Source organism: Amycolatopsis echigonensis (genome assembly GCF_002846615.1).
Classification (GTDB): Bacteria; Actinomycetota; Actinomycetes; order Mycobacteriales; family Pseudonocardiaceae; genus Amycolatopsis; species Amycolatopsis echigonensis.
Genome location: NZ_PJMY01000003.1, coordinates 4,462,925 through 4,484,418 on the forward strand (window position 1 = coordinate 4,462,925; position 21,494 = coordinate 4,484,418).

At 69.0% G+C, this 21,494-nt stretch carries 17 protein-coding genes; 11 read left to right on the forward strand and 6 right to left on the reverse strand.

The window, feature by feature from the left end; all coding sequences use genetic code 11:
• The first annotated feature begins 31 nt into the window (after positions 1–31).
• Genes ATK30_RS26235 through ATK30_RS26250 form a run of 4 tightly spaced genes read left to right on the forward strand, consistent with a single transcriptional unit; the run spans position 32 to position 3,403 of the window.
• Complete coding sequence (locus ATK30_RS26235) at positions 32–1,120, forward strand: ABC transporter ATP-binding protein (RefSeq protein ID WP_101437856.1); 1,089 nt, start codon at positions 32–34, stop codon at positions 1,118–1,120.
• Complete coding sequence (locus tag ATK30_RS26240) at positions 1,120–1,812, forward strand: ABC transporter permease (protein WP_101437857.1); 693 nt, start codon at positions 1,120–1,122, stop codon at positions 1,810–1,812. The genes ATK30_RS26235 and ATK30_RS26240 overlap by 1 nt, the downstream gene beginning before the upstream one ends.
• Positions 1,809–2,513 (forward strand): ABC transporter permease, encoded by a 705-nt coding sequence (locus ATK30_RS26245; protein ID WP_101437858.1) that lies wholly within the window; start codon positions 1,809–1,811, stop codon positions 2,511–2,513. Before ATK30_RS26240 ends, ATK30_RS26245 begins: the two co-directional genes overlap by 4 nt.
• Positions 2,510–3,403, forward strand: coding sequence for an ABC transporter substrate-binding protein (locus ATK30_RS26250; protein ID WP_101437859.1), 894 nt, complete (start codon positions 2,510–2,512; stop codon positions 3,401–3,403). The genes ATK30_RS26245 and ATK30_RS26250 overlap by 4 nt, the downstream gene beginning before the upstream one ends.
• Before the next feature lie 42 nt (positions 3,404–3,445).
• Here the strand turns inward: ATK30_RS26250 and ATK30_RS26255 are convergent, their stop codons facing one another.
• From ATK30_RS26255 to ATK30_RS26265, 3 genes are read right to left on the reverse strand one after another with little or no spacing between them, the layout of a single operon-like run.
• Complete coding sequence (locus ATK30_RS26255; RefSeq protein WP_101437860.1) at positions 3,446–3,973, reverse strand: GNAT family N-acetyltransferase; 528 nt, start codon at positions 3,971–3,973, stop codon at positions 3,446–3,448.
• 5 nt (positions 3,974–3,978) lie between these two features.
• Positions 3,979–5,184 (reverse strand): MFS transporter, encoded by a 1,206-nt coding sequence (locus ATK30_RS26260; RefSeq protein WP_101437861.1) that lies wholly within the window; start codon positions 5,182–5,184, stop codon positions 3,979–3,981.
• Positions 5,185–5,243: 59 nt separating this feature from the next.
• Complete coding sequence (locus tag ATK30_RS26265) at positions 5,244–6,482, reverse strand: FAD-dependent oxidoreductase (protein ID WP_101437862.1); 1,239 nt, start codon at positions 6,480–6,482, stop codon at positions 5,244–5,246.
• Between the two features lie 149 nt (positions 6,483–6,631).
• On the opposite strand from ATK30_RS26265, the gene ATK30_RS26270 reads away from it, so the two are divergent.
• Positions 6,632–7,081, forward strand: coding sequence for a nitroreductase family deazaflavin-dependent oxidoreductase (locus ATK30_RS26270; protein WP_101437863.1), 450 nt, complete (start codon positions 6,632–6,634; stop codon positions 7,079–7,081).
• A 58-nt stretch (positions 7,082–7,139) separates the two neighbouring features.
• Here ATK30_RS26270 and ATK30_RS26275 read toward each other — a convergent pair whose 3' ends face one another.
• Positions 7,140–10,820, reverse strand: a complete 3,681-nt coding sequence (locus ATK30_RS26275) for a multifunctional oxoglutarate decarboxylase/oxoglutarate dehydrogenase thiamine pyrophosphate-binding subunit/dihydrolipoyllysine-residue succinyltransferase subunit (RefSeq protein ID WP_101437864.1) — start codon at positions 10,818–10,820, stop codon at positions 7,140–7,142.
• 686 nt (positions 10,821–11,506) lie between these two features.
• On the opposite strand from ATK30_RS26275, the gene ATK30_RS26280 reads away from it, so the two are divergent.
• From ATK30_RS26280 to ATK30_RS26305, 5 genes are all read left to right on the forward strand, one after another.
• Positions 11,507–11,779 carry a hypothetical protein gene (locus ATK30_RS26280; protein WP_101437865.1) on the forward strand — a complete coding sequence of 91 codons (273 nt, stop codon included), beginning with the start codon at positions 11,507–11,509 and terminating at the stop codon, positions 11,777–11,779.
• Between the two features lie 327 nt (positions 11,780–12,106).
• The gene (locus ATK30_RS26290) at positions 12,107–12,448 is read left to right on the forward strand and encodes a PadR family transcriptional regulator (RefSeq protein ID WP_037355521.1); all 342 of its coding nucleotides are present in this window, start codon (positions 12,107–12,109) and stop codon (positions 12,446–12,448) included.
• Positions 12,438–12,821 carry a DUF1048 domain-containing protein gene (locus ATK30_RS26295; RefSeq protein ID WP_101437867.1) on the forward strand — a complete coding sequence of 128 codons (384 nt, stop codon included), beginning with the start codon at positions 12,438–12,440 and terminating at the stop codon, positions 12,819–12,821. Before ATK30_RS26290 ends, ATK30_RS26295 begins: the two co-directional genes overlap by 11 nt.
• A complete protein-coding gene (locus ATK30_RS26300) occupies positions 12,818–13,588 on the forward strand; it encodes an ABC transporter ATP-binding protein (RefSeq protein WP_101437868.1) in 771 nt (256 codons plus the stop codon). The genes ATK30_RS26295 and ATK30_RS26300 overlap by 4 nt, the downstream gene beginning before the upstream one ends.
• Positions 13,585–14,346: an ABC transporter permease gene (locus ATK30_RS26305; protein WP_101437869.1), complete on the forward strand. Its 762-nt coding sequence runs from the start codon at positions 13,585–13,587 to the stop codon at positions 14,344–14,346. The genes ATK30_RS26300 and ATK30_RS26305 overlap by 4 nt, the downstream gene beginning before the upstream one ends.
• Before the next feature lie 605 nt (positions 14,347–14,951).
• On the opposite strand, the gene ATK30_RS26310 is transcribed toward ATK30_RS26305, so the two are convergent.
• The gene (locus ATK30_RS26310) at positions 14,952–18,581 is read right to left on the reverse strand and encodes an ABC transporter ATP-binding protein (RefSeq protein WP_244194733.1); all 3,630 of its coding nucleotides are present in this window, start codon (positions 18,579–18,581) and stop codon (positions 14,952–14,954) included.
• A gap of 639 nt (positions 18,582–19,220) precedes the next feature.
• The gene (gene ald / locus ATK30_RS26315) at positions 19,221–20,336 is read right to left on the reverse strand and encodes an alanine dehydrogenase (RefSeq protein ID WP_101437871.1); all 1,116 of its coding nucleotides are present in this window, start codon (positions 20,334–20,336) and stop codon (positions 19,221–19,223) included.
• Positions 20,337–20,525: 189 nt separating this feature from the next.
• Between ald and ATK30_RS26320 the strand changes: the two genes are divergently transcribed.
• On the forward strand, positions 20,526–21,467 hold the full coding sequence (locus ATK30_RS26320; protein WP_101437872.1) for a zinc-binding dehydrogenase: 942 nt from the start codon (positions 20,526–20,528) through the stop codon (positions 21,465–21,467).
• Positions 21,468–21,494: the final 27 nt, after the last annotated feature.

Consider the following 21,494-nt stretch of genomic DNA (forward strand, 5'->3'; position numbering starts at 1 on the left):
CGGAATCTGTACCGGACGTGGGGAGAAGTCTGTGACCATCGAATTCCGAGATGTCGTCAAACGCTATCCGGACGGAACGGTCGCGGTCGACGGCCTCTCGCTGACCGTGGAAGACGGCACGATCACGGTGTTCGTCGGCCCGTCCGGCTGCGGCAAGACGACCTCGTTGCGGATGATCAACCGGATGGTCGAGCCCACCTCGGGCACGGTGCTGCTGGACGGCAAGGACGTCAGCGACGGCGACCCGGCGGTGCTGCGCCGCGGCATCGGCTATGTGATCCAGCACGCCGGGCTTTTCCCCCACCGGACAGTGCTCGACAACATCGCCACCGTGCCGCTGCTGTCCGGATGGGACAAACGCAAAGCGCGCGCCCGTGCGGCCGAACTGCTCGAGACGGTCGGCCTGCCCACGGAACTCGGGAAGCGGTATCCGGCGCAGCTGTCCGGCGGGCAGCAGCAGCGCGTCGGCGTGGCTCGTGCGCTCGCCGCCGATTCGCCGGTGCTGCTCATGGACGAGCCGTTCTCCGCGGTCGACCCGGTGGTTCGCGAAGGGCTGCAGGACGAGCTGCTGCGGCTGCAATCCCAGCTGGGCAAGACAATCGTCTTCGTCACGCACGACATCGACGAGGCCGTGCGGCTCGGGGACAAGGTCGCGGTGATGCGCGTCGGCGGGAAGCTCGCGCAGTACGGCACGCCGGCCGAGGTGCTGCGGCATCCGGTGGACGATTTCGTCGCGTCGTTCGTCGGCCGCGACCGCGGGTATCGCGGGCTTTCCTTCCTTCCGGCGAGCGGCGTCGAGGTGTCGCCCGCCAACACCATCGAGCTCGGCAGCACGGTTTCCGGTCCGTCGGAGGGCTGGCTGCTCGCGGTGAACGACGAGAAGCAGCCCCGCGGCTGGCTTCCGCCAGGCTCCACTGTGGACGGCCCGTTGGCCGAAACCGACCTCGTGGCAGGCGGATCGCTGTATGTCCAGGGCACGCCGATCCGCGGTGCGCTCGACGCGGCGCTGTCGTCGCCGGCCAGTCTCGGCGTCGTGGTGGACGACGAGAACCGCGTGCTCGGGACGGTGGTCGCGCACCAGGTCCTGGACGTAATCGAGGCCTCCCCGCAGGCGTCCTGATGGGCGGCTTCTTCGGCGAACTCGGCCGGTACCTGTCGAGCTCCAACAACCGCGGCGAAATCCTCGCCAACCTTCTCGAGAACATCTACCTCGCGCTGGTGCCGCTGGTCGCGGGCATCGTGCTGGCGATCCTGCTCGGCTGGCTCGGCCACCGCTGGCGGCCCGCGCGCAGTGTGCTGCTGGTGGTGGGGAACCTGCTGTACACGATTCCGTCGCTCGCGCTGTTCGTGGTGATTCCCGGCATTATCGGCACGAAGATCCTCGACAGCGTCAACGTGATCGTCGCGCTGACCGTCTACACCACCGCGCTGCTGGTGCGTCCGGTGCTCGACGCGCTGGAAGCCGTGCCGCCGCACATCGTCGCGGCCGCCACGGCGATCGGGTATCGCTCGCCGCGCCGGTTCTTCAGCGTCGAACTGCCGCTCGCGGTGCCGGTGCTCGCGGCGGGGGTCCGGGTGGCTTCGGTGAGCAATATCAGCCTGGTCAGCGTCGGCGCGCTGATCGGGACCGGGGCGCTCGGCGTGCTGTTCACCGACGGGTTCCAGCGGGAGTACTTCTCGCCGATCGTGGTCGGGATCGTGCTGACGATGCTGCTCGCGCTTATCGTCGACCTGCTGCTGGTGTTGCTGCGCAACCTGCTCACGCCTTGGGACAGAGCGAGTCGCGCCCCGGCCGCGGAGGTGGCGGGATGATCGGCGACGTTTTCACCTGGTTCACCACCGCCGCGAACTGGCAGGGTACGGGCGGCATTCTCGCGCGGCTCGCCCAGCACGTCGGCTACATCGCGCTGGCGCTCGTCATCGCGCTGGTGATCGCGATCCCGATCGGACTGTTCGTCGGCCACACCGGCCGCGGCGGCGTCGTGCTGGTCGGAGCGGGCAACGCGATCCGCGCGCTGCCGACGCTCGGGCTCGTCACGTTCCTGTTCCTGCTCTTCACCGAAAGCACCACGGCGACGATCATCGGCCTGGTGGTGCTGGCGATCCCGCCGGTGCTGGCCGGCACGTACGCCGGCCTGCAGGCGGCCGAGCACGACGTGGTCGACGCCGCGCAGGGCATCGGGATGACCGGCTGGCAGCGGTTGTGGCAAGTCGAGGTGCCGATCGCGCTTCCGTTGGTGCTGGGCGGGATCCGCAACGCCGTCCTGCAGCTGATCGCGACCGCCGCGGTGGCCGCGTACGTCGGTCTCGGCGGCCTCGGCCGGTTCCTGCTCGACGGACTGGCCATTTTGGACTACACCGAGGTCGTCGCGGGCGCGATTCTCACCGCCCTGCTGGCGATTGTGGTCGACCTGCTGCTCGCCGCGGCGCAGCGGGCGTTGGTGCCCAAGGGCGTTCGGCTGGCCGCGCGGGCGGCGTCCGGCCGGGCAGTGGCTGCGGGAGGAGCGGCGTGAAACGGTGGGGGATCCTGGTGGCCGGGCTGGCACTGCTGGCGTCGGCGTGCGGAAACCCGCTGTCCGGCGGCGGCGAGGGCGGCAATACCGGCGATATCATCATCGGCGCGTCCGATGTCGGGGAAAGTTCTTTGCTGGCCCAGATTTACGCCGGTGCGCTGCGGAATGTCGGCGCGCACAACGTGACCGTGCGGCCGCCGGTCGGCAGTCGCGAGGTCGTCGTGAAAGCGTTGCAGGACAAGTCTTTGTCCGTGGTTCCGGATTACTCGGGGAACTTGCTGCGGTACTTCGACAAGAATACTCCGGCGACCACTTCGGAAGACGTTTACGCACAACTCAAGCAGAAGATTCCGGCCGGGTTCACGGTTCTCGACCAGTCGCCCGCGCAGGACAAGGATTTGCTCGTGGTGGGCAAGGAACTCGCGGCCACCGGGGTGAAGACGTTCTCCGATCTCGGGCCGCGGTGCAAAGACCTGGTGATGGGCGGTCCGGGGCAGTGGAGCAGCCGGTGGAAGGAGCGGATCAAGCAGCTGTACGGGTGCGAGTTCAAGGAAATCCGCACCACGGACACCGGCGGACCGGTCACGGTGGCGGCGTTGAAGTCGGGTGAGGTGCAGGTCGCGGACCTGTTCAGCACGTCGGCGACTATCGCGTCGAACGGGTTTGTGCCGTTGGACGACGACAAGCACATGTTCCCGGCGCAGAACATCGTGCCGCTGGTCGCCAAGGGGACGCTGAACGATGCCGAGACGGCCGCCTTGAACCGGGTTTCGGCGGCGTTGACCACGGAACAGTTGACTGAGCTGAACGTGCAGTACACGGACGAGAAGCGGAACGCGAAGGACATCGCGGAGGAGTTCCTGCGGCGGAACGGACTGAAGTCGTCGTGAGTGGCGATCGCGGTTCTAACCGGGATCGCCACTCACGACGCGTCAGAGCCGGTCAAAGGCCGCCGCATAGCGAAAAGCCCCGCGGTTCTCCGGGTTGTACGCCGCCAGCGGCAGGGCTTGGAAGTGCGGAGCCCATTCCGCCACCGGCGGGGTGATGCCGAGCTTTTCGGCCAGCACGAAGCCGAAGCGGGAGTAGTAGCCCGGGTCGCCCAGGAGCACGATCAGGCTGTAGCCGAGTGCGTTGGCGGCGCCGATCGTCGCATGGACCAAGGCTGAGCCCGCGCCGCTGCGTTGCTGGTCGGGGAGGACGCCTAGCGGGCCGAAGCCGATGGCGGATTCTGGATCTTCGCCGAGGCGGCTCGGGCTGCAGCAGGAGTGGCCGATGACTTCGCCGTCGAGCAGGGCGACGAACGAGAGCGCGGGGAGCAGATCGCCGTCAGCGGTGAGTTCGGTGACTAGCTTCGCTTCCGGCATTTCGCCGGTGACGCCGGGGTTGCGGGCGCGGAACGCGGCGGTGTGCACGGCGTGGATCGCGGGTGCGTCGGCAGCGGCGGACTGGCGGATCTGCATGTCGCTCAGTCTCCCGGAGCGGCGGCTTGCGCGGAAACTGATTTCCGGACGGGACGGTCGTCGCGCATGAAGAGCAGGACCAGCGCACCTACGAGCGGACCGGCGGCCAGGGTGAGGAAAGCTGCGTAGAACGAGCCGGTCGCGTGGAAGACCGGGCCTACTACGGCGGGCACGATTACGCTGCCGAGTTGCCAGAAGGCGTTCACCGCACCGGCGGCGGAACCGGCTAAGCGCGCGCCGGTCAAGGCGGGGATCATCGCGGCGGTGAGCGGGCTGTAGGCGTAAGCGCCGATGCCGAGAATCGGGGCTACCACTAGGAAAGCGGCGTAGCTGCTCAGAGAGCCGAAGACCAGCAGGGCGGCACCGAAAAGGATCAGGACCGCGATGATGGGGATTCGCCTGCCTAGGCCGATTTTGTCGGTGAGCCAGCCGATCAGCGGTTTGATAACGACCGCCGTGCCGGAAAAGATCACCACGACTACGCCAGCCCGTACCGGGTCGATGTGTTCGCCGCGGATCATCAGGGTGTTGGACCACGTGACGAAACCGTAGGTGCCCCACAGTCCGCCGAAACCGGCTAATCCCAGCAGCAGCAGGTCGCGGTTGCGGAAGAGCGGGCGGGGATCCGGCAACCCGCTGCGGGCGGAGGCGGTGCCGTTGCGGAGGAAGGCCAGGCACAGCAGGCCGAGGACGACGGTGACTCCACCGAAGAGGTGGTACGAGACTGGCCAGCCGCTGTTTTTCACGAGCGTCGGCACGACGGCGTTGGCTACGACGGTGCCCAGCGACGTCGCGGTCATGAAGATGCCGCTCGCCAACCCGTGCTCCTCGGGGCGGAACCAGGAGGTGATCAGCTTCAGCCCGGCGGAGAAGTCGACTCCGGCGAAGAGGCCCAGCAACCCCTGCAGGACCAGGCCCCAGGCGATGGACGTGGTGGAGCCGAACAGGACCATCAGCACACCCGCCACCAGCGAGCTGATGCCGAGGACCGAGCGGCTGCCCAGCCAGTCGGAGAGGAAGCCGCCGGCGGTGTTGGAGATGACGTAGCCGATGTAGTAGCAGGTGGCGAAGATCCCGAGCGCGGCGAGCGGGACGCCGAGGGAGTCGCTGACCGCCGACGACGCCGGCCCCCAGGTCGAGCGGTCTACCGAAGTCATCGTGAACACTGCCCAGCAGAGCAGCAGCACAACCCAGCGATAGCGGCTCGGCATGGGGACTCCTTCGGCCTGAGGGATGATCAGGGAAGGTTCCCGTCACCGGCCGTGGCGGGTCAAGCCAAAGCGTGCTGGCGGTGCAATTCAGCCCGAATTGCCCGGACATCGTGGGCTCGGCCGTCGACGTACTGCGCGGCGGCGATCCCTCCGGCGTGGCCGGTCGCGAAGGCGGTGCCCATGACGCGGACCGAGGCGTACGCGTCGTCGTCGGAACTCGTCAAACGGCCGACCGCCCACAGGTTCGTGGTGTCAGCGGAGCAGATCGCGCCGTACGGGAGGTCGTACCAGCCTCGGTCGGCGATCGGTTCGTAGCGGGTGACGCCTGGGCCCGCGTGGTCTTCGATCGGCCAGCCACAGCGGCCGATGGACGCGTCGGGACGCTTGCGGGCGGTCAGGACGTCGCGGCCGGTGAGTTCTTCGCGGCCTACCAGGTGCCGGCCTTCGCGGATGCCCAGCTGAGGGCCGGTTTCCTCGAGGCGTGCCGAGGACCAGCCGCGGAGGTGTTTGCGCAGTGCGTCCAGGTATTGCCACGCCTGGCGCCGCGCGTTGGCTTCGTCGCGGCTCAGCGAGGCGGCGTCGAGGACGTCGGTTTGTTCGTCTACCAGGAGTGCGATGACGTTGCGGGTCACTGGAAGGTGGACCGCGATGCCGTAGTCGCGGGGCAGCCGGACACCGGTTTCTCGGTGGTACGCGGCGACGGCGGCGCGCAAGCCCTCTCGCGAGAGGTCGGCATCTTCGGGGACTCCGGAGAAGCGGCAGACGAGCGTGCTGGTTTGCCGGTCGCGCAGCGGGGCGACGCGGACGGCCGCTCCGGCGGCGGCCAGGAGTGCGCCGTCGCCGCTGGCGTCGATGAACGCACCGGCGGTGACCCGCTCCAGGCCGCCACGATGATGGAGCTCGACCTCGGTGACGACTCCGTGCGTCCGCCTGGCACCGATGAGTTTGGTGTGCAGGAGGACGTCCACGCCGGCATCGGCGGTGAGTTCGTCGTAGACGAGTTTGGTGGTTTCCAGATCGAGCAAGACGATCTTGTTGCCGGTCCAGCCCATCGTCTTCTCTTCGTAGGCGCCGCGGTGGCGCAGCCGCCGCAGCACCTCCTCGCCGACGCCCGCGACGACCTGCTCGCCGGTCTGGTCGAAGAAACCGCAGAAGGTCAGCACGGAGCTGATCGTCGCCGCGCCGCCCAGGTACGGGTACTGCTCGACCAGCAGCACCCGCGCCCCGGTCCGCGCCGCCCCGGCAGCGGAGGCGATACCCCCAGCACCGCCTCCGACTACGACGACGTCGTAGTGCACTCAGCCCTCCTCGGGTGTTTGTCACCCAGTGAACTGGGTCCGGCGGAGGCGCCGCCACTGCCGTTCCGGCACCCCGGGCATACCCGGAAGGTATGTATATGAGTCCAAGAAAGTATGAAACTCATATAAGTTGGCGTACGCTCGAGACCATGGACACGAAAGCAGCCGGATACCGGCGCAAGGTCAACACGATCAACCGGGTCATCACCGCCCTGCAGCGCGCGGGGCTGGCGTTCGGGCCGACGGAGCTGCTCACCGTCCCGGGGCGGCGCAGCGGTGAGCCGCGGACGTTTCCGTTGGCAGTATTGAAAGTCCAGGGCGAGCAGTACCTGATCCAGGCGTTCCCGAAGGCGGCGTGGGTCGCGAACGTGCGCGCGGCCAAGGAGGGCACGTTGTCGCGCGGCCGTCGGTCGCGGCGGGTGCGGTTCACGGAGTTGCCGGTCGCGGAGCGGGGGCCGGTGTTGCGGGAGGTCGTGGCGGCCGGACCGCCGAGCGTGGGGCGGCGTTACGTCACGACGGGGCTGGCGGAGTCCCCGACGCCGGACGGGGTCGCGGCGGCCGCGGGAAAGATCGCAGTGTTCCGGCTGGAAACGGTCTGACAACGGCGAAGGCCGCCGCGGGAACGTGCCCCGCGGCGGCCTGCCGAGAAAACGCGGATCAGTCGAACGCCTTGGCGATCAACGCCTTCTGCTCGACCTCGTGCACCTTGGACGAACCGGCCGACGGGGCGGCCATCGGACGCCGCGCCACCACGTCGAGCCCGGTGAAGAACTCCGGGAACTTCCGCGGCAGGTTGAGGCCGAAGAACGGCCACGCGCCCTGGTTTTCCGGCTCCTCCTGGACCCAGCTGATCTGCTGCGCGTTCGCATAGCGCTCCACCGCGGCCAGCAGCTTCTTCTTCGGCAGCGGGTAGTACTGCTCGATCCGCACGATCGCGACGTCGTCCGCGCCGCGCTTCTCGCGCTCGGCCACCAGCTCCCAGTAGAGCTTGCCCGAGGTGAGCAGCACCTTGCGGACCTTCGCCGGGTCCTGCGTGGCGTCGTCGATCACCGACATGAACCGGCTCTGGCCGGTGAAGTCCTCGACCGACGAGGTCGCCGCCTTGTTGCGCAGCATCGACTTCGGGGTGAAGACGATCAGCGGACGCTGGATGCCGTCGAGGGCGTGGCGGCGCAGCAGGTGGAAGTAGTTCGCCGGGGTCGACGGCACCGCGACGGTCATCGACGCTTCCGCGCACAGCGACAGGAACCGCTCGATCCGGCCGGACGTGTGGTCCGGGCCCTGGCCCTCGTGGCCGTGCGGCAGCAGCAGCACGACGTCCGAGCGCTGGCCCCACTTGGCCTCGCCGGAGGAGATGTACTCGTCGATCACGGTCTGCGCGCCGTTGACGAAGTCGCCGAACTGCGCTTCCCACATCACCAGCGCGTCGGAGTTCGCCACCGAGTAGCCGTACTCGAAGCCGACGGCCGCGTACTCCGACAGCGCCGAGTCGTAGATCATCACGCGGCCCTGGCCGTCGGCCAGGTGCTGCAGCGGCGAGTACTCCTGGCCGTTCTTGCGGTCGATGAACACCGAGTGCCGCTGGGTGAAGGTGCCGCGCCGGGAGTCCTGGCCGGACAGCCGCACGAGACGGCCTTCCAGCGCCAGCGACCCGAACGCGAGCAGCTCGCCGAACGCCCAGTCGATGCCGCCCTCGCGCGACATCTTGTGCCGGCGCTCCATGACCGGCTTGACCCGCGGGTGCGGGGTGAAGCCCTCGGGCAGGTTGACGAACGCGTCGCCGATCTTCTCGACGACCTCGCGCGACACGGAGGTGGTGACCTTCGCCGGGATCTGCTGCTCGCCCTCGACCGACGGGCTCGCCTTCGCCGGGTGCTTCTCCAGTTCGCGCACCTCGTTGAAGACGTGCTCGAGCTGGCTGGAGAAGTCGCGCAGCGCGGCCTCGGCCTCTTCGACGGAGATGTCGCCCCGGCCGATCAGCGATTCGGTGTAGGTCTTCCGGACCGAGCGCTTGGAATCGATGATGTCGTACATCGCCGGCTGCGTCATCGACGGGTCGTCGCCCTCGTTGTGCCCGCGGCGGCGGTAGCAGACCAGGTCGATCACGACGTCCTTGTGGAACGCCTGCCGGTAGTCGACCGCCAGCTTCGCGACCCAGTGCGCGGCCTCCGGGTCGTCGCCGTTCACGTGGAAGACCGGCGCGCCGATCATCTTCGCGACGTCGGTGGCGTACTGGCTGGACCGCGAGTGCTCCGGCGCGGTGGTGAAGCCGACCTGGTTGTTGACGATGACATGCACGGTGCCGCCGGTGCGGTAGCCGCGCAGCAGCGCCAGGTTCAGGGTCTCGGCCACGACGCCCTGGCCGGCGAACGCCGCGTCGCCGTGCATCAGGACCGGCAGCACGGTGTAGCCCTCGCCGCCCTTGTCGAGGATGTCCTGCTTGGCGCGGACGATGCCCTCGAGAACCGGGTCGACGGTCTCCAGGTGCGACGGGTTGGACGCCAGCGACACCCGGGTCTCCCCGTCGCCGAACATCCGGAAGTACTTGCCCTCGGCGCCGAGGTGGTACTTCACGTCGCCGGAGCCGTGCGCCTGGCCCGGGTCGAGGTTGCCCTCGAACTCCTGGAAGATCTGGCTGATCGGCTTGCCGACGATGTTCGCCAGCACGTTCAGCCGGCCGCGGTGCGGCATGCCGATGACGACCTCGTCGAGTTCGTGCTCGGCCGCCTTGTCCAGGATCGTGTCGAGCAGCGGGATCGCGGTCTCGCCGCCCTCCAGGGAGAACCGCTTCTGGCCGACGTACTTGGTCTGCAGGAAGGTCTCGAACGCCTCGGCGGCGTTGAGCTTCGACAGGATGTACTTCTGCACCGACGGCTCCGGCTTGCTGTGCCGGACCTCGACGCGCTCCTGGATCCAGCCCCGCTCCTCGGGGTCGAGGATGTGCGTGTACTCCACGCCGACCGTGCGGCAGTAGGAATCGCGCAGAACGCCGAGGATGTCGCGCAGCTTCATCCGCTCGCGGCTGGAGAAGTCGCCGACGGCGAACTCGCGGTCCAGGTCCCACAGGGTCAGGCCGTGGCTGAGCACGTCCAGGTCGTGGTGGCTGCGCTGGCGGTAGTTCAGCGGGTCGGTGTCGGCCATCAGGTGGCCGCGCATCCGGAACGCCTCGATCAGCTCCATGACGCGCGCGGTCTTGTCGACCGGGCCGTCCGGGATGTCGGCGACCCAGCGGATCGGCTCGTACGGCAGCCGCAGGCTGGTGAAGACGTCGTCGTAGAAGCCGTCCTCGCCGAGCAGCAGTTCGTGAATGCGCTTCAGGAACTCGCCGGACTCCGCGCCCTGGATGATGCGGTGGTCATAGGTCGAGGTCAGCGTCATGATCTTGCTGACCGCGAGGTCGACGAGGGTCTTTTCGCTGGTGCCCTCGAACGACGCCGGGTACTGCATCGCGCCGACGCCGATGATCGCGCCCTGGCCCGCCTGCAGCCGCGGCACCGAGTGGTTGGTGCCGATGCCGCCCGGGTTGGTGAGCGAGATGGTGGTGCCCGCGAAGTCGTCCGCGGTGAGCTTGTTCGTGCGGGCCTTCTTGACGATCTCCTCGTAGGCCTGCCAGAACTGCATGAAGGTCATGTTCTCGGTGGCCTTGATGGAGGCCACGACGAGAGTGCGGGAGTCGTCCTTGCCCTTCATGTCGATGGCGAGGCCGAAGTTCACGTGCTCCGGCGTGACCGCGAACGGCTTCCCGTCGATCAGCTGGTAGTGCCGGTTCATGTTCGGGAAGTCCTTCAGCGCCCGCACCATGGCGTAGCCGATGAGGTGCGTGAAGGAGATCTTGCCGCCGCGGGTGCGCTTGAGGTGGTTGTTGATGACGATGCGGTTGTCCGCCATCAGCTTCGCCGGGACCGCGCGCACGCTGGTCGCGGTCGGCACCGCGAGCGAGGCGTCCATGTTCTTGGCGATCGCCGCCGCGGCGCCGCGCAGCTGCTTGGATTCCGGCGCGGTCTTGGCGGCCGGAGCGGCCGGGGCCGGCTTCGCGGCCGGTGCGGTCTTGGCCGCCGGGGCCTTCCCGGCGGGAGCCTTCTCCGCCGGGGCGGCCGCGGACTTCCCGGCCGGAGACTTGGCGGCCGGTGCGGTCTTGGCGGCGGCCGGAGCGGAGGCCTTGACCTCCCCGTTCTCTCCCGCTTGCGTGCCGTTGCCGCCCGGAGTGGGCTTGTAGTCGGCGAAGAAATCGTGCCAGGCGGCGTCTACCGACTGGGGGTCCGCGAGAAACCGCTCGTACATTTCCTCGACGAGCCACTCATTGGCACCGAACTGCGATGCGGGACTGCTGCTGGCCACGGCTGGCTCTCGCCTCTATCCATTCTCGATCCGATATCACAAGCATCTGCTGACCGCCAGGCTAGTCCCCTGCCGGTGGCCCGAAACACGCCGCCTGGACGCTCGTGAGACAGGTCATTGTCTGGATCGGTTGAGAGGCCCAGCCTGACAGACAGCAGGGACCACCGTACGCGTCGCAAGGGCCGAATGCCCTCACCTCGGCTGGTTTGGAGTGATCTCGGCCACAGCCCCTGCCCGTGCCGCCGTCCGCTCGGCTGGTTGCGGCGGGTGCCTGGGTTGGTCCGGACCATGCGCTCCGGCTTCGGCGCAGGTCGACGGAGCGGGTGGCTCTCGTCCAGTCGCCTCCGGTGCCTCTCCCCGGTCGAGGCTCTGCCGGGTTCGAGGTCGAGGTGGGTGCTCCGTCGAGTGGCCTGTCGGCGGGGCGGGCGAGTGTGCCGACGGGCCGGTTGCCGCGCTTGTCGGCGGTGGTCGGCCGTCGCGGGGTTCGGGCTCAGGGTGGCCCGAAGCGGCCTCGGGCCATTTCGTCGCGACGATGAGGTGTTCGGCCGTCCGGCATCGTCCGCGCCTGTTCCGGCCGAGTTGGCATTTGCGTAGCGACTCGTTCACTGAGCGGTGTTGTGCTGTCGAAAGGCTGCGGCCTCACTCGGGGCGCAGCGGTTTCCGAGGCGCGAGGCGGTGGTGACGCGATGTGGCTGGTCGAATGTCCGTCGTTCTGGGACCAGGGGTTGATCCGCCCGCTCGTCACCGAGCACGGCAAGGTCGTGCTGATGTGCGATTCCTGCACCGCGGTGTGGCGGACCCCGTCCTGCATCGAGGAGTTCGACCACGTCGAGCCGGAGGCGCCGGAGTGGTCCATCGGCTCGGACACGCATGTCCGTCCGGGAACGACCCGGTGGGCCGAACTGGCCGACGTCACCTCGGCTGGGTGGGGCGACCTCCGCTGGCGCGAACTGCCCTGAACCTCGGGCGGCGCGGACTCTCGAGAAGTCCTGCACGCCCGTAGGCGGCGGGCCGAATCGCCGTGCTCGCGGGTGGACGACCGCTGCGCGAGCTTTCCTTTTCCCGGACGTCGTGCGGTCGTCTCGATCCTGTTGCAGGTCGCCGAAGCTGTGAAATTCTCCGGCTGCCCGCTGTGCTCCAGCCATCTCGGCACCACCGGCCAGGGCTGGTTCGCGCCGGTCCGGCCCTTCCTCCCGTGTTCCCTCAATTCGCTCCCTCCCCGCCGGCGGTAGTCAGTGTTACTATCTACCGGTACTCAACATCACTGACTAGCTGAAGGGCGTTCGATGGGCAAGCAGGCGACGGAGATGCTCAAGGGGACCTTGGAGGGCATCGTCCTCGCGATTCTTGCCGGGCGGCCTGCCTACGGGTACGAGATCACCTCCTGGTTGCGCGAACGGGGGTTCACGGATCTCGCCGAGGGCACCGTTTACGCGTTGCTTGTGCGGATTGAGCAGCGCGGGCTCGTCGACGTCGAGAAAGTGCCGTCCGAGAAAGGGCCGCCGCGGAAGGTTTACACGTTGAACGCTCCGGGGAGAGCGAGTCTCGACGAGTTCTGGCGGAACTGGCGGTTTCTCTCGGACCGGCTCGAACAGCTGCGCAAGGAGGGGATCGATCATGGGGAATGAAGGCAAGAGCAGATACCTGCATTATCTGGAAGTCGTCACCGGGCCGTTGGAGGACAAGAAGCGGTATCGGCGGTACAAGGCGCGCGTCGAGGAGCTGCCGCCGGATTACCGCGCGGCGATCAAGGCGTTGCACCGGTATCTGCAGTATTTCGGGCCGGGGACGGCGGAGAGCCATCTGCGGATGCTGGACGACCTGATCGACCTGTTCGAGCAGAGCGTGGCGAACGGGACGACCGTGCGGGACATCGTCGGTGCCGAACCGGTCGAGTTCGCGGAGGAGTTTCTCCGGAGCTATCCCGAGGGGAACTGGATTTCCCGGGAGCGGGCGCGGCTGACCGAATCGATCGACCGGGCCGTGGCAGGTGCGGAATGACCACGCCGGCGATTCGGGTGCGGGGGTTGCGAAAGTCCTACGGCAAGCTGGAAGTATTGCGCGGCGTCGATTTCGAGGTGGCGCGCGGCAGTATTTTCGCCTTGCTCGGGTCGAATGGGGCGGGCAAGACCACGGTCGTGCGGATTTTGTCCACGTTGCTCAAGGCTGACGCGGGGGAGGCGGAGGTCAACGGGTTCGCGGTGGCGAGCCAGGGGGCGGAGGTGCGCGAGTCGATCAGCCTCACCGGACAGTTCGCGGCGGTCGACGAAATCCTTACTGGGCGCGAGAATCTCGTGCTGGTCGCCAAGCTGCGGCATCTGAAGAATCCCGGCGGGATCGCGGACCGGTTGCTGGAGAGGTTCGCGTTGACCGACGCCGGTGCGCGGAAGGTGTCGACGTACTCCGGCGGCATGCGCCGTCGTCTCGACATCGCGATGAGCCTGATCGGGGACCCGCAGGTCATTTTCCTCGACGAGCCGACGACGGGCCTCGACCCGCAAGCGCGCAACGACGTCTGGCGCGCGGTCGAAGAGCTCGCTGAGCAGGGCGCGACGGTGCTGCTCACCACGCAGTACCTGGACGAGGCCGAACACCTCGCCGACCGGATCGCGATCCTGCACGAGGGGCGGGTGCTCGTGAACGGGACGCTGGCCGAGCTCAAGCAGCTGCTTCCGCCGGCCAAGGTCGAGTACGTCGAGAAGCAGCCGACGCTGGAAGACGTCTTCTTTTCCCTGGTCGGGGCCGGAAACAAGGGGGACGGGCAATGAGCAGCCACTTCGTCGCGGACAGCTCAGTCCTGTTAGGACGGTCGCTGCGGCACATCACCCGCAGCCTGGACACGATCATCACCACGACGATCACGCCGATCGTGATGCTGCTGCTCTTCACCTACGTCCTCGGCGGCGCGATCAACGCGGGCTCCGACTCGTACGTGACCTACCTGCTGCCCGGCATCCTGCTGATCACCATCGCGTCCGGGATCGCCTACACCGCGTTCCGGCTCTTCCTGGACCTGAAGGGCGGCATCTTCGAACGCTTCCAGTCCATGCCGATCGCGCGCTCGGCGGTGCTGTGGGCGCACGTGCTCACCTCGGTGATCGCGAACCTGATCTCGGTCGCCGTCGTGGTGGTGGTCGCGTTCGCGATGGGTTTCCGCACCAGCGCGGGACCGCTGGCGTGGCTCGCGGTGCTCGGCATTCTGGTTCTGTTCACCCTGGCGCTGACCTGGATCGCGGTGATCCCCGGTCTGACCGCCAAATCCGCGGACGGCGCGAGCGCGTTCTCCTACCCGCTCATCTTCCTGCCGTTCGTCAGCTCGGCCTTCGTGCCTACCGGCACCATGCCCGGACCGGTACGCGCCTTCGCCGAACACCAGCCGGTGACGTCGATCGTCAACACCATCCGCGACCTGTTCGCGCAGCGCCCGGTCGGCAGCGGCATCTGGACCGCACTGGCGTGGTGCGTGGGGATTCTGGTGGTGGCGTATGTCTTCGCGAACGTGATTTATCGTCGCAAGATCGCTTGAGTTACCCCGGCGCGCGGTCGTGCGGTGAAGGCTTGTCCTGAGGCTCCGCACGACCGCTACGGGACAGCGCGACGGGACAGGGTGCGTGACAGGCCGTCGCCCGACGCGTCGAACCGAGGAACGCGCCCTGCTCCCGTGCCTGCCGACGACGAGCAGCGCCTCGGCCACGCTTCCGAGCGCGACCACCGGTGCATTGGGGTGGTGGCTGGGTATCGCGCGAGCGCCGGGTAGGTGGCGGCGCTCGCGCGGTGGGTGGGGGTCCTTGGTTGTTGACGGTTGCTGGTTCGGTGCGGCTTGTCTGGCACCGGGGGCGGTGGCTAGGTATCGCGCGGGCACCAGGTGGGTGGCGGTGCTCGTGCGCTGGTCAGGGTCCTTGTGGTGGCGTGCTGGTTTGCAACCTGACTGTCGCCGCAGGATCTCGTGAGTTGCCCGAGCATGCGCGGTCGGGCGTCGTTGGCCGCCGCGGTGGCTGGTGGGTGCCGTCCGCCTGGCATCGGGGCAATGGAGGGGCACCGCGCGAGCGTCGGTGAGTGGCGGCGTTCGCGCGGTGCATGCCCGCCCGGCGTGGTGGCGGGCCGTGATCTACCGCCGCGGGATCTCTTGGCTCATCCCAAGGCCCACAGCCGTGCGTAGTGGCCGCCTGCGGCGACCAGTTCGGCGTGGGTTCCCTGTTCGACGATGCGTCCGTGGTCGAGCACCACGATCCGGTCGGCCTTCGCGGCGGTTGCGAGGCGGTGGGCGACCACGAAGGTGGTGCGGCGGCGGGCCAGGTGTTCGGTGGCGCGGAGGACGGTGGCTTCGGTGGAGGGGTCCAGGGCGGCGGTGGCTTCGTCGAGCAGGAGCACGTCCGGGTCGACGAGTTCGGCTCGGGCCAGTGCGACGAGTTGTCGCTGCCCGGCGGAGAGCGAGCGGCCTCGTTCGCCTACTGGTTGACGGAAGCCGGCGGGCAGTGCGGCTACTCCGTCCAGCGCGCCGACTGCGCGTACGGCGGCCTCGACCTCCGCGTCGGTGGCTTCCGGACGTCCATACCGCACGTTGTCCGCGACGGTGCCGGAGAACAGGTGCGCTTCCTGCGGCACCACGCCCATCCGGGCGCGCAGCGCGGGCAGGTCGTACTCGCGTACGTCGACCCCGTCGATCAACACCGCGCCGCCAGTCGCGTCGTAATAACGCGCGACGAGCTTCACCGCGGTGGACTTGCCTGCGCCGGTCGCGCCGACCAGTGCGACGGTTTCGCCTGCCGCGACGTCGAGCGTCAGGTTCTCCAAGGCCGGCTTTTCCGCACCGGCGTACGAGAAATCGACGTCCTTGAACCGCACTTCGCCGGACAGACGGGCCGGCAGTTCGACCGGCTGCTCGGCCGGGGGCACCGACGTCGGCGTGCGCAGCAGGTCGCCGATGCGGCTCAGGCCGACGCGCGCCTGCTGGTAGCCGTCGAATACCGACGACAGCTGCTGGATCGGCGAGAAGAACTGCTGCAGGTACAACAGGAAGCCCAGCAGCACACCGGCTTCGAGCGTGCCGGCCGCTACTCGGTGGGCACCGACGACCAGCACTGTGGTGGTCGCGAGATCCGAGAGCAGCGAGACGAGCGGGAAGTACGTCGCGATGTACCGCTGCGCGCGCAGCCGCGACCGGCGGTAGTCGTCGCTGCGCGACGCGAAGACCTCCGCCGAACGCTCTTCGCGCGTGTACGCCTGGGCGACGCGCAGACCGCTGACGTTCTCCTGCATGTCCGCGTTGACGACGCTCACCTTCTCGCGCGCCTCGCTGTACGCACGCGAAGCGAGCCGCCGGAACACCAGCGTGGCCACGAGCAGGATCGGCAGCATGCCCAGCGCGTACACGGCCAGCGCGGCATCGGTGACCAGCAGCGCGACCGTGATGCCCACCAACGTGAGCGCGCTGACGACCGCGGTGGCGAGGCCGGTCTGCAGGAACGTGGACAACGCGTCGACGTCCGTGGTCATCCGGGTCATGATCTTCCCGGACAGCTCGCGCTCGTAGTAGTCCAGCCCGAGCCGTTGCAGGTGCGCGTAACTGCGCACGCGCAGCGAGTACAGCACCGTCTCGCCGACGCGCGCGGTGAGCCGCGTCTGCCAGCGCACGACGAACCAGTCGGCCGCCACCACCAGCGCGCCGATCCCGGCCAGCAGCCACACCACGCTCGCCACCCCGGGCAGCACACCGTGGTCGACGCCGCGCTGGTACAGCGCGGGCAGGGCGAGCGAGGCCAGCGCGTCGGCCGCGACCAGACCGATCACCCCGACGAGCGGCCACCGCACCGGCCGCAGGATCCGGGACAGCCGGAAGCCGGGGTCCGGGGCCGTGACGTCCACATCGGACAGTCGCGGCCGGTCCGTCGCCGGGGGCAGCCGGCGCACGCCTTCCAGCAGTTCCGGGGTCGGCGGCACGTCCGCGCCGCCGCTGCCGACGAACCCGGTCCCGCCGCCGGGCGTACCGCCGCGGGACTGCGCGGCCTCGGCGAGAGCGTCGACCTCGTCGCGTTCGTCCCGCGGCCACAGGACTGCCGTGGTGCCGTCCGCGCCGGGCTCGAGGTTGTCGCAACGGTGCGGTTCTTCGACGTCGTCGCCCGGCCCGGCGACCAGCTCGCGGAACAGCGCGCACCGCGCCAGCAGCTCCTCCTCGGTGCCGACGTCGACCACTCGGCCCTGGTCCATCACCGCGATCCGGTCGGCGAGTTGCAACGTCGACCGGCGGTGCGCGATGAGCAACGTGGTGCGCTCGGCGGTGACCGCGCGCAGCGTGTCGTGGATCGCGGCTTCGGTGACGGTGTCGATCGCCGACGTCGCGTCGTCCAGGATCAGCACGCGCGGGTCCGTGAGCAGTGCACGGGCCAGTCCGAGTCGTTGCCGCTGCCCGCCGGACAGCGTGAGCCCGCGCTCGCCGACCTCGGTGGCGTACCCGTCCGGCAGTGCGCGGATGAACTCGTCCGCCTCCGCCGCGCGGGCGGCCGCGAAGACCTCCTCGTCGCTCGCGTCCGGGCGGCCGTAAGCGATGTTGTCGCGCACCGACGTGGAGAACAGGAACGCTTCCTCGAAGACCACGCCGATCGCCTGCCGCAGGTCCTTCAGCGGCACGTCGCGCACGTCCAGCCCGCCTACCCGCACCGAACCCGAGTGCACGTCGTAAAACCGGGGCAGCAGCATGGAAATCGTGGACTTGCCGGACCCCGCCGTGCCGACCAGCGCGAGCGTTTCGCCGGGGCGCGCTTCCAGGGTGAGCCCGTCGAGCACCGGGTCGCTGCGGGTGTAGCCGAATTTCACGTCGTTCAGCTCGACGCCCAGCGTGCCGGGCGGCAACGGCCGCGCGTCGGGGCTGTCTGTGACCTCCGGCTGCGCGTCGATCAGCTCGTACACCCGCTCCGCACCAGCACGCGTGAGCTGCGCCTGCACGACCAGACTGGACAGGAACCGCGCCGGTCCGATCAACGCCGCGAGATAGGTGGCGAACGCGAGGAACGTGCCGAGGCTGATCTGCCCGTTCAACGCCAGCATGCCGCCGATCGCCAGCACCGCGACCTGACCCGCGGCGGGCAGTGCCGACGTGGTCGCTGTCGGCAACGCGGACAGCTTGGCCGCGCGCAACCGCTCCGCGAAAAGCTTCCGCGCCGTGCGCTCCAGGCGCGCGACCTCGCGCGCCTCCTGCCCGAAACCCTTCACCACGCGCACGCCGGTGACGGTTTCCTCGACGTGCTGCGCGACATCCGCCGCGCGCTGCTGCGCCGACCAGGTCGCCGGGAACAACCGCCGCCTGCTCAGCGCCACGACGATCCCGACCGCGGGCGCGACCACCAACGCGATGAGCGTGAGCAGCGGCGACATCCACAGCATCGCGCCCAGCGCCAGCACCGCGAAAATCACCGAACCCGCCGACAGCGGAACCTGCATCAGCAACCCGGTGACCAGCTGCAGATCCGAGATCGCGCGCGACACGACCTGCCCGGTGCGCAACGCGTCCTGCTTCCCGCCGTCCAGCCGCGACACCGCGCCGAACACCCGGTTCCGCAGATCGTGCTGCACGTCCAACGCCAGCCGCCCGCCGACATACCGGCGCAGGAACGCCGACCCGAACGCGACGAGCTGCAACGCCACCAGCCCCACCGCGAGCCCGGCCAGCTGCGACGTATGCCCGGCCACCGCGTCGTCCACCGCCGACCGCACCAGCAACGGACTCGCCGCCTGTACGCCGACGCTCAGAATCGCCGCTGTCATCGCGAGCAAGACAACGCCGCGGTGCTCCCAGCAGGCAGCGGACAACCGGCGCACCCAGCCGACCGGTCGGGGCGCCGTCTCAGCGATCGGACGGTCTTGACGCGCAGGCGTCGCAGTGGTGGTCACATCACAAGGTTAGGGAGAGGCACCGACAATTTATTCCCGCGAGAGCCGTCGGCCCGGACCAAACGGGCACAACCGGCGCTCCCCGCGGCAGAGGTGACGAACGGCACGCCAGCGAGCCGCGAAGCACCCCGGAGGCCTCGTGGAGCAGGGAAACCCTGGTCCCGGCGGCAAACGTGAAAAGTTGAACGTTCACCTGGTCACGGGTGAGAACCCCGCCGAAATCCACCCCCGAACGAGCGCTCCCGCCCAATGTTCTTTAAGCTAGTACCCGGCGACCCGCTCCCAGTGACCCCCAGGCTGGTTGAGCGGGTCGCCCCTTCTTCCCTCCCTGTGCTCGCGCGTGGCCGCGCTTCGCCCGGGAAGGGGCGTCGTCGTACCCGGGGGCCGAGCCCCCGGACCCCCGCGGTGCCTCTGGCGGCAGTTGGGTGGTGGGTGTGGTTGGAACAAAAGAGTTGTGGGGCAACAGGAAGCGGCGAGGACCGGTCGGTCCTCGCCGCTTCCTGTTCTTGGTGGTTACGCCAGGGCGGTTTCTACTGGGGTGTGGGGGAGGTTGTGGGCCGTGGCGACTGGGGCGTTCGTCAGGGCGCCGGAGTGGGTGTTCAGGCCCAGGGCGAGGGACGGGTCCGCGGACAGCGCTTGCTTCCAGCCCTTGTCCGCCAACTGCACCGCGTAGGGGAGCGTGACGTTGGTGAGGCCGTAGGTGCTCGTGCGCGGGACTGCGCCGGGCATGTTGGCCACGCAGTAGAAGACCGAGTTGTGGACCGTGTAGGTCGGGTCGTCGTGCGTGGTCGGGCGCGAGTCGGCGAAGCAGCCGCCTTGGTCGATGGCGATGTCCACGAGGACGCTGCCCGGCTTCATCCGGGAGACCAGGTCGTTGGAGACCAGCTTCGGGGCCTTCGCACCCGGGACCAGGACCGCGCCGATGACCATGTCCGCCTCGAGGACCGATTCCTCCACGGAGAGGCGGTTCGAAGTCACGGTGCGGATGCGGCCGCCGAAGTCGTTGTCGATCTGGCGGAGGCGGTCGACGTTCGTGTCCAGGATCTCGACGTCCGAGCCGAGGCCCAGTGCGACGCGGGCGGCGTTGAGGCCCGCCACCCCGCCGCCGATGACGACCACACGGGCCGGGTGCACGCCGGGGATGCCGCCGGGCAGGACGCCCCGGCCGCCGCGCGGCTTCATCAGGGCGTAGGCACCGACCTGCGGGGCCAGGCGGCCCGCGACCTCCGACATCGGGGCCAGCAGCGGCAGCGCGCCGTTCGGCTTCTGCACCGTCTCGTAGGCGATCGCGGTGGTTCCCGCCGCCAGCAGCGCGTCGGTCAGCGGACGGTCCGCGGCGATGTGCAGGTAGGTGAACAGCACCAGATCCTTGCGCAGGCGCGGGTACTCCTCGGCGATCGGCTCCTTGACCTTCAGCACGAGCTCGCCCTCGGACCACGTCTCCTCCGCGGTGGCGAGCACCTTGGCGCCCGCGGCGACGTACTCCTCGTCCGTGATGGACGACCCGATCCCGGCACCCGTCTCGACGAAGACGTCGTGCCCGCGACCGACCAGTTCGTGCACGCCGGCCGGGGTCAACGCGACCCGGTACTCGTGCTTCTTGATCTCACGGGGAACGGCGATGCGCACTGCTTGCCTCCTGGCGGCGGTTCTGTCGAAGGTGTTGCCACTCACGGTGATCTACCCGGACGGCGGTGTCATCATTCCGCCGCCACAGTCTTGCGCGGGGTCGATAGTGCTACCAGAACAATGCGCTTGACCTCGACCGCACTCGAGGTAGTTGGCTGGCTCCCGGCGGAGAATCGAGGAAGGGCTTACATGCGAGCGGTGTGGCTGCGGGAGTTCGGCGGGCCGGCGGTGCTGGAAGCGGGGGAGGCCCCCGATCCGGCTCCCGGGCCGGGGCAGGTGCTGATCGAGGTGGCGTTCGCGAACGTCACCTTCGTGGAAACGCAGTTCCGGGCGACGGGGTCGGGGCCGTACCAGGCCGCGCTGCCGATGGTGCCCGGCAACGGAGTCGGGGGTGTGATCAGCCGCGCCGGGGAGGGCGTGGACCTGTCACTGGTCGGAAAACGCGTGGTGACGTCGACTGGCGGCAGCGGCGGTTACGCCCAGCGCGTGGTCGTGGACGCGGAGCTGGTCTTCCCGGTGCCGCACGCGCTGAGCCTCGACGCGGCGGTCGCGTTGCTGGCCGACGGCCGCACCGCGACCGGGCTGGTGCACACGACGGAGGTAGCGCCAGGGGAACGGGTGCTCGTCGAGGCTGCCGCAGGAGGGGTCGGCAGCCTCCTGGTGCAACTGGCGAAGGCCGCGGGCGCGGAGGTCGTGGCAGCGGCGGGCGGCCCGGAAAAGCTTGCCCAAGCCCGGGAATTGGGCGCGGATTTGGCGGTCGACTACACCGATCCGCAGTGGACCGCGGAGGTCGGGGAGGTGGACGTGGTGTTCGACGGCGTGGGAGGCGCGGTCGGCACCGCCGCCTTCACCCTGGTGCGACCCGGCGGCCGGATGGCGCTTTACGGTCTGGCAAGCGGTTCATGGTCCGAAGTGTCCGAAGCGGACGCTGCCGCGCGCGGCGTCAAACTGGTCCGGTCTATCGGCGACGCGGCGGCGATGCGCGGCTACACCGAATCAGCGCTGGCGGCCGCCGCGTCCGGACAGCTCACGCCGGTGATCGGGCAGCGGTTCCCGCTGGAACGCGCGGCCGACGCGCACGCGGCGATCGAATCGCGCGGCACGATCGGGAAGACGCTGCTGGTCGCGTGACGCGGTTTCGCTGCGGCTTGTGCGGTG